The sequence below is a fragment of the Candidatus Anoxymicrobium japonicum genome, assembly GCA_002843005.1.
Classification (GTDB): domain Bacteria; phylum Actinomycetota; class Geothermincolia; order Fen-727; family Anoxymicrobiaceae; genus Anoxymicrobium; species Anoxymicrobium japonicum.
The window spans coordinates 1-6,805 of record PHEX01000078.1 but is presented as its reverse complement, the minus strand read 5'-3'; the positions used below and the strand labels follow the sequence as shown (position 1 = coordinate 6,805).

The following is a 6,805-nucleotide window of genomic DNA, read 5'->3' as shown; positions in this document are numbered from 1 at the left end:
ATGACAATAAATGCCATGTAGAGCCAGTTGCCGTGGATACGCATCTTGAAGACAACCCATCCGACCAGCAGCATAACAATGGCCTGCATCAGAGATAACATGAACGCCGCGATGATCTCACTTCCAATATAGCGTGATAATGGCAGTGGGGAGGCTTTTATCCTGCGGAGGACGCCTTTCTCGCGATTCTGAACGAATGACAGGCTCAAGCCGAGCATCCCTGATGTCATCAAGGTCATCGCGAGAATGCCGGGCACCATGTAGTCGATGTAGCGGAGTTTGTGAGAGGTTACTGATTTCTCGGCGATCTCGACGATGTCGCCCGGCCCGATGACGTTTGGCGTGAACTGTTTGGCCATCCCAACACTTATTTCTCCTATGATCTGTTTCAGCGCCGCGCTTGCTATCTGTGAGACGGTCGGATTCGTTCTGTTGGTGCTGATGGTCGCGGCGCCGGGCTGATGCGCGAGCATTGAGGACTCAAAGCCTTTCTCGAGCACCAGAACCGCGTCCAGTTTGTTATCGGCCAGGTTCCGGGAAAGTTGGCGCTCATTCCCCCTTTTTATTTTGAAAGCCGTGACACCCTCGAGCCTCTTCACTATCTCGCGCGTGACGCGGCTGTTGTCCAGGTTGACGATGCCGATGCTGATGTTGGTCTGCCCGGAGCTGCTGAATATTGCGCCAAACAACAGTATCAAGAGCAACGGGAACATGAACAGCCAGAACATCGCGATCTTCTCGCGGTAGGTCATTTTGAGGCTTGCCCGCACGAACTTCCACAGGTTCCTCATTCCCGGATCCTCCTGCCTGTCATTTTGAGGAAGACATCCTCGAGCGACGCTTGTTTCATGCTGATGTTGTCAACATTCGCGCCGTTCTCGCGCGCTGCCGTGAGGATGCCGAGGAGAGTCTCTCTGGGCGTTCCCGTCGTGACGATGTACCCGCCGCCGCCGTCGTTTCTCACGTTCCGCGCGCCTGTGATCTTTTCGATCACGGCTCTGTCAATCTCGGGCGCGAGCTTAAAAGAGATGTCGCTCTCGGGCGAATACCGGCGCACGAGTTCGGCCGGCGTCCCAATGTCGATTATCTTCCCGTGATCCATGATCGCGACCCGGTCGCACAGGCGCTCCGCTTCCTCGATGTAGTGGGTGGTGATGACCACCGTTTTCTCGCGCGCCTTCAGGTTTTCGATGATTTCCCAGATGTTCCGCCGCGCCTGTGGATCGAGACCTGTCGTCGGTTCGTCGAGAAAAACTACGCGCGGGTCGTTCACGAGCGCGAGCACGATAGAAACTCGCTTGTGCTGCCCTCCGGAGAGCTCGCTCAACATGCTGTTTTTCTTGTCCTGGAGGTCGACCATCTCGAGCAGTTCGTTGACGGGACGCCGGTTGGAGTAAAAGGAGCCAAACAGATCGACGTTCTCGTAAACGGATAAGTTATCGAAGAACGCGGTATTCTGGAGCTGGACGCCGATTATCTCCTTGATCTTCTTTTCGTTTTTGCGCACCTCTATGCCATCCACGAGAATATCGCCGGAGTCAGGCTCGCGCAGCGTCTCGATCATCTCGAGCGTGGTGGTCTTGCCCGCGCCGTTGGGGCCGAGGATCCCGAAGATCTCCCTGTCCTTGACCTCAAACGATACGCCATCAACGGCTTTCAACGTCCCGTAGTTTTTATGGAGATTCCTGACCGATATCGCCGCCATCTTCTACCTTTTTTGCACTAAGTACAGCATTTCGTAATTACGGTGTCGTATCGACTCCTCTGGTTTCCTCCCCCGCAGACGGGGAGGATTAAGGTGGGGGTGGTATTATCTATACCCCTCACCCCAGCCCTCTCCCCCAGGGGGCGAGGGGGCTTTTGGCGTTTTTGCGTTTGTAACATGATCGAATACGTCACCGTAATTACGAAATGGACTATTTAGTGCCCCGTTCCGTAAATACTCGAAAGCGAACGCCGTTGCATCCGCGCCTGCCGCGTTCCGCTCCCTCCCCGTACTCACCGAGTACGACTCGGTCGCAGCGCCATTTGTGCTCTCAAGCGGCGCACCGACGCTCTCAGTACGTTACCGTATTTATGGAAAAGGGCACTAAGTAACACGATAATAACATAAGACATCCGATTGTTGCGTTGCGGGACTGACTTAAAGTCCGGTCAATCGGTTAAAATGTTCATGACACAAAGGAGGATGGTTTCTATGCGTTGTGAACAGTGTGGGACGGAGAACCTGCGGGGCAGCGAGTACTGTAAAGAGTGCGGCGTGTCGTTGAGCCGACTCTCTGTCGAGCCGGAGACGCGCGAGACGCCTGAAATTCCGAATTCCGGGGTAGAGCCAACATTTCTCGCGCGCTTTCTTCAGGCGACATGGAATCGCAAGGGCCCTATCCTTATGGCGTTTTTTATTGCGTTGATGATGTGGGTCGTGTTCGCCCCGTGGGCTTTTATAAAACTGGAAGTGCTCGGGTTTTCACTTGTCGCACGCGACTTCACCGGATGGGAGATATATTTCGGGCGAGTGCTCTTCTTTCTTTCCGTAATACCCCTTATCTTCGCTTTGCTCATGGTGGCCGGCGTGGGCACACGAAGGCGGGTGGTTGAGACTCACATTTGCACGTTCTTTGGGGGCGTGATTTTTACCATCTGGTTGATAGTTTTTGTAATGAGCCAGGTGCTAAAGGCGCTCATCCGGAACGTGCATGTAGTACAGGCCAACGTCGCGGGCGGCCAGATAGCGATTATTGTTTTGTTTGTAGGGTTTATGCTGGGAATTATCATCACGAGCTACGATCGCGGACAGTTGCTGCGCTCTGAGGGGAAAGGGGATTGAACGTGGGGATAAAATTCTGGAAAAAAGCGCCCGGCGCCGGAAACGCGAAGATCTGCCCCGAGTGCGGGACTAACATAGAGGAAGACGCGAAGTTCTGCACACAGTGCGCGGCCGCCGTCGCGCCGGAGGCCGTGGCTTCGCCGCCCGCGACGAAAGCGGCGCCGGCCGCGATCCGCGGTTCCCGGAACGTAGAACCATGGGCGGCAAAGGCGGGCGAGTCTGTGTCGAAACTGCCGCGAGGCGTCAAGATTGGCATTCCAATTGTCATTTTTTTACTGATGGCAGTTGTCGTTGCGCTTTTTGTTCTGGTGGCGACACACAGCCCACAGGCGGCCGTCAGCCGTTACCTCGGCTCTTTGAAGGTCGGCGATTATGAAACGGCTTACAAACTTGTCTCTCACCCGGGGGACAAGTTCTCCACGTATGAGTACTTCCGGAAGTGGCAGAACACGCAGGCCGACGCTATTGGTCGTCTCCAGGAGTTTCGCGTACAACCACGCAAAGACAAGAACAAGTTGTTTGAAAGACTGCTGTCCACGACTCCCACGACAGGCGCGCGTTTCGTTGTGACGATGAAGTACAAGAACAAAAGCTTTGATATCAACATGGCCGCTGATAGCGCCGGGGGCGCCTGGCCGTTCAGGAAGTGGCGACTCAATCTTTCAGAGGGTATCAGCCGTCTGGTGGTAGAGCCGCTTGGAGCTCAGGTCTATATAGACGGAACTTATGTGGGCAACGCCGAAGAGGACAAGGATCTCAAAGAAGCGCTCGAGCTGAAGCGATTTCCTAAAGACATCGATGACGCTATTGAGTACGCGCGCAAATTCTTGAGGGCGATCCAGTACTTGACTTCCGACAGTAAGCGCCTGGCGGCCTGTCTCGATGACGTTGCCGAGAGCGCGCAGAGCGCAACTGATCGTTTCGGGAGAAGCGGATCCTCCGGGGACGAGTTTTTGAACGCCGTGGACAGGATAATGCAGCAAAGTAAAGATGTCGGTGGGGAACTGTCGAGGATCGCCATGCGTCTTTACTGGATACTGGGCGGTGGAGATGACGGTAGTCTTCGCGCGAAACTCACACGAGTTCAGAGCGGGATCGACGTAAGCGACCTGCCGGAGGGTTTTCACACGGTAACGGTTGCGTTGCCAGGGTTAAATTCCGAGACGAAGAAGTGGATCGCGCCACAGAGCGTCGAATTGGCGTTGGAGGCGACTGCGGCCACCATGGACTCTCTCGAAAATGTTACGAACGGGTATTTGAAAGAAAGGTCGAACGCCGGGCGTTCCCTGAACCCGGCCGGGCTTAAAACGTTTCTTGCCGGAGACCTGCTGAAAACGGAGACTGACAGGGTGCGTGATCTAATTGGGCGCGCCGAGTGCGTTCGTTCTCAACTTACGGCGTTGAAGTACGGGAAGATCAAGATGCTTTCTGAAGGCGTGGCGACCGTTGAAACTCACGAGACATGGAATTTTCTCACGTACAAAGGCGCTGCTCTTGTCTCTACGTTGACGGATCAGAAGATAGAGATGGTTTACACCCTCGAGGAGCAGGGCGGCGGCCTGTGGAAGGTTACCGAGAGCAAAAAGCTAAGTGATGATTGAGATCGGGGTGTAGCGCAGCCAGGTTAGCGCGCAGCGTTTGGGACGCTGAGGCCGTCGGTTCGAATCCGACCACCCCGACCAATTCAAAGATTCTAAGGCCGATAGGGAGGTTGAAACTTATAATATGGTGAGAGGCTCTAAGAAGAGAACAGGAAAACACGACGACGGATACCAGCTCGAACAGGATCTGGAAGACGAAATAAACCTGACGGAGAAAGCTCACCGTTTCGCGGGATTGGAGCGTTTCCCCATAATCTACGTGCCAGGCTACGGCGCCCCGCCGTTTCACGGCCTCTACCTCCGTAGCCGTTTGGAGGTCGAAGGATTTGATGTCTACGAGGCGGATCTGCCGCGCCTGCAGACGGGCGATGTCATTAAATCCGCGGCGGCGCTTGCGGTGGAGGTTCAGCGTACGCGATACCGCTTTGACGCTGAGAAGGTAAATCTGGTCGGGCACAGCCTTGGCGGAATCATTGCGAGGTATTACCTGCAGAAGCTTGGTGGATGGAAATACGTACACCGCGCGGTGTATCTGGGAACGCCGCACAAGGGCGTTTACTGGGCGGTCTTTGGGCTGGCGACCAAGGCAGGCAGGCAGTTGTTGCCTAACAGTGACTTACTGCAGGAACTCAACAACGACCCGTCCCGGTGCAAGAATATCAAATGCTTGTCTGTCATCAGCAACTTCGATGAGATGGTGGTGCCGCATAACTCGGGGATTCTTGACTGCGGGTACAACAAGATTGTCAACTGGCCGATTGGCCACTGGGGGATGGTGTTCTCGAACAAGGCGATAGCCTGGATCGTCGATTTTTTCGATGGGTTATTCGATATACGCGAAGATTTCGTCGGCGTTAATGAGAAGCGTGACATTTCTGGCAATGGCGAGCTCTGTCACGAGCCCGGGAAGCGGCTAATCCAGAAAGTCAATTAGATCCCGGAGGCACTTCTGGCGGCATTGCCAGAGAAACCCGTGTCCCGAGTCCGGGTATTCGATGAAGCCCGCGCCAGGAATCGCTTTTACTAATATCTTCGAGTTTTCCGCCGGGATGAGAATATCGTCGGCGCCGTACATGACCAGAGTCGGCGCGGCTATCTGCCCAAGGCGCTCATGCGTCTTGAATTTCACGGTTGCCATGAACTGCCGAAGGGCGCTTCTCTCGGGAGTGAGGGCCAGCATGTAGCGCTTTTTGAAGTCGTCGATCAGGAGCCTGTTCTCATCAATCCACCCGCGGGAGAACAGGAGGCTCATGAATCTTTCGACCAGCTCGTCCGGGGTGCCATTGCGGTCTAACAGCCTGGTGAGAATTTCGCGGCTTGGAGTGATAGCCATGGCGCCGCCACAGGAAGTCGAGCACAGTACCAGTTTTTCGATTTTCGCATGATGGGAGAGCGCTATCTCCTGGGCAATCATGCCTCCCATCGAGAAACCGAGAATGAGCGCGCGCTCGATGCCGAGCGCGTCCATCAACCCGATGGTATCGTCCGCGAACTGCTCGATCGTGAACTCGCCATCCGGGGTTGCCGTGCGTTCGGTGCCCCGGTTGTCAAAGGTGAGAACCCGGTATCGCTGAGATAGCGCGTCCACAAACTCGGGATCCCACCAATCCATGGTAGCGGTCAGCCCCTGGATCATCACAAGGGGCGCCCCGTCACCGGTGAGATTGTATGCTATGTTGATATCGCCGACTTGTACTGTGTTCATTGCCTTATCATTGCGCAAACATAGTCAGGTCTCAAGAGGGGCGCTCGGGGGAAGGGGAGAAGAGGCGCTCGGAGTGTCTTCCACGCCCTCCGCTCGCGGACTTGAGACGTCGGTCGAGGAAAACATCCTTCGCCTCGATACAACACCGTATTTATGGGACGGGGCACTGGTGTTCTGTTTGTGCTTGAGAACAGGGATGACGAATGATTTAATAGGATATCAGGCGGGAATAGCTCAATTGGTAGAGCGCGAGCCTTCCAAGCTCGAGGTTGCGGGTTCGAGCCCCGTTTCCCGCTCCAAGATTTGACTTTCGGATTTTTGACCAGCCATTTCGTGGGCGGCGCACAGCGCCGCCCATTGATTTTGGGGGTTTCCGCGCGCTTCGCGCGCGGCCAAGCGGAGGTTCGAGCCGAACACTTGTTCAGCAACAACCTTTTTCTAGCCGAATTTGTAATTTTTCCGCCCAATCCGGTCGCAAAGAAACTTTTTGAAGCAGAGAGGAAATTTGTTTATCCAGTTCCTCTTGGCGAATACAGGGTTCGCCACACTTAAAACGTCTACTTTTACTGCGTAGAGGGGTCTGGCAACGTCTACCGCTTTAGCGGTAGACGGTGCCTGACCCCGCCGCGTCTACCGCTTTAGCGGTAGACGGAAAGGTAGACGGTGCCTGAC

Annotated in this window: 7 protein-coding genes and 2 tRNA genes; 6 read left to right on the top strand and 3 right to left on the bottom strand. The window is 55.0% G+C overall.

Translation table 11 applies throughout. From position 1 onward, the window contains the following. Positions 1-791, bottom strand: a 791-nt coding sequence (locus tag CVT63_07355; GenBank protein ID PKQ27566.1) for a hypothetical protein, incomplete at its 3' end; no start/stop codon positions are given. Next, positions 788-1,705 (bottom strand): ABC transporter, encoded by a 918-nt coding sequence (locus CVT63_07350; protein PKQ27565.1) that lies wholly within the window; start codon positions 1,703-1,705, stop codon positions 788-790. The genes CVT63_07355 and CVT63_07350, both read right to left, overlap by 4 nt. A 492-nt stretch (positions 1,706-2,197) precedes the next feature. Between CVT63_07350 and CVT63_07345 the strand changes: the two genes are divergently transcribed. The 4 genes from CVT63_07345 to CVT63_07330 all read left to right on the top strand — a co-directional run bounded on the left by CVT63_07345 (position 2,198) and on the right by CVT63_07330 (position 5,362). After that, a complete protein-coding gene (locus CVT63_07345; GenBank protein PKQ27564.1) occupies positions 2,198-2,827 on the top strand; it encodes a hypothetical protein in 630 nt (209 codons plus the stop codon). Positions 2,828-2,829: 2 nt separating this feature from the next. Continuing rightward, positions 2,830-4,428, top strand: coding sequence for a hypothetical protein (locus CVT63_07340; protein ID PKQ27563.1), 1,599 nt, complete (start codon positions 2,830-2,832; stop codon positions 4,426-4,428). Between the two features lie 3 nt (positions 4,429-4,431). Continuing rightward, a tRNA-Pro gene (locus CVT63_07335) sits at positions 4,432-4,509 on the top strand. Between the two features lie 43 nt (positions 4,510-4,552). After that, positions 4,553-5,362 (top strand): hypothetical protein, encoded by an 810-nt coding sequence (locus CVT63_07330; GenBank protein ID PKQ27562.1) that lies wholly within the window; start codon positions 4,553-4,555, stop codon positions 5,360-5,362. On the opposite strand, the gene CVT63_07325 is transcribed toward CVT63_07330, so the two are convergent. Then, a complete protein-coding gene (locus tag CVT63_07325; GenBank protein ID PKQ27561.1) occupies positions 5,342-6,133 on the bottom strand; it encodes a hypothetical protein in 792 nt (263 codons plus the stop codon). The two genes, CVT63_07330 and CVT63_07325, sit on opposite strands and share 21 nt — an antisense overlap. Before the next feature lie 223 nt (positions 6,134-6,356). Here CVT63_07325 and CVT63_07320 point away from each other — a divergent pair. After that, positions 6,357-6,432 (top strand) — tRNA-Gly (locus tag CVT63_07320). Positions 6,433-6,490: 58 nt separating this feature from the next. Continuing rightward, a complete protein-coding gene (locus CVT63_07315; protein PKQ27560.1) occupies positions 6,491-6,685 on the top strand; it encodes a hypothetical protein in 195 nt (64 codons plus the stop codon). Positions 6,686-6,805: the final 120 nt, after the last annotated feature.

What these genes read in the sequence shown, in the direction of transcription:
- CVT63_07345 (PKQ27564.1), top strand. Translation starts at nt 2,198, where the DNA reads ATGCGTTGTGAACAGTGTGGGACGGAGAACCTGCGGGGCAGCGAGTAC.
- CVT63_07330 (PKQ27562.1), top strand. Translation starts at nt 4,553, where the DNA reads ATGGTGAGAGGCTCTAAGAAGAGAACAGGAAAACACGACGACGGATAC.
- CVT63_07325 (PKQ27561.1), bottom strand. Translation starts at nt 6,133, where the DNA reads ATGAACACAGTACAAGTCGGCGATATCAACATAGCATACAATCTCACC.
- CVT63_07350 (PKQ27565.1), bottom strand. Translation starts at nt 1,705, where the DNA reads ATGGCGGCGATATCGGTCAGGAATCTCCATAAAAACTACGGGACGTTG.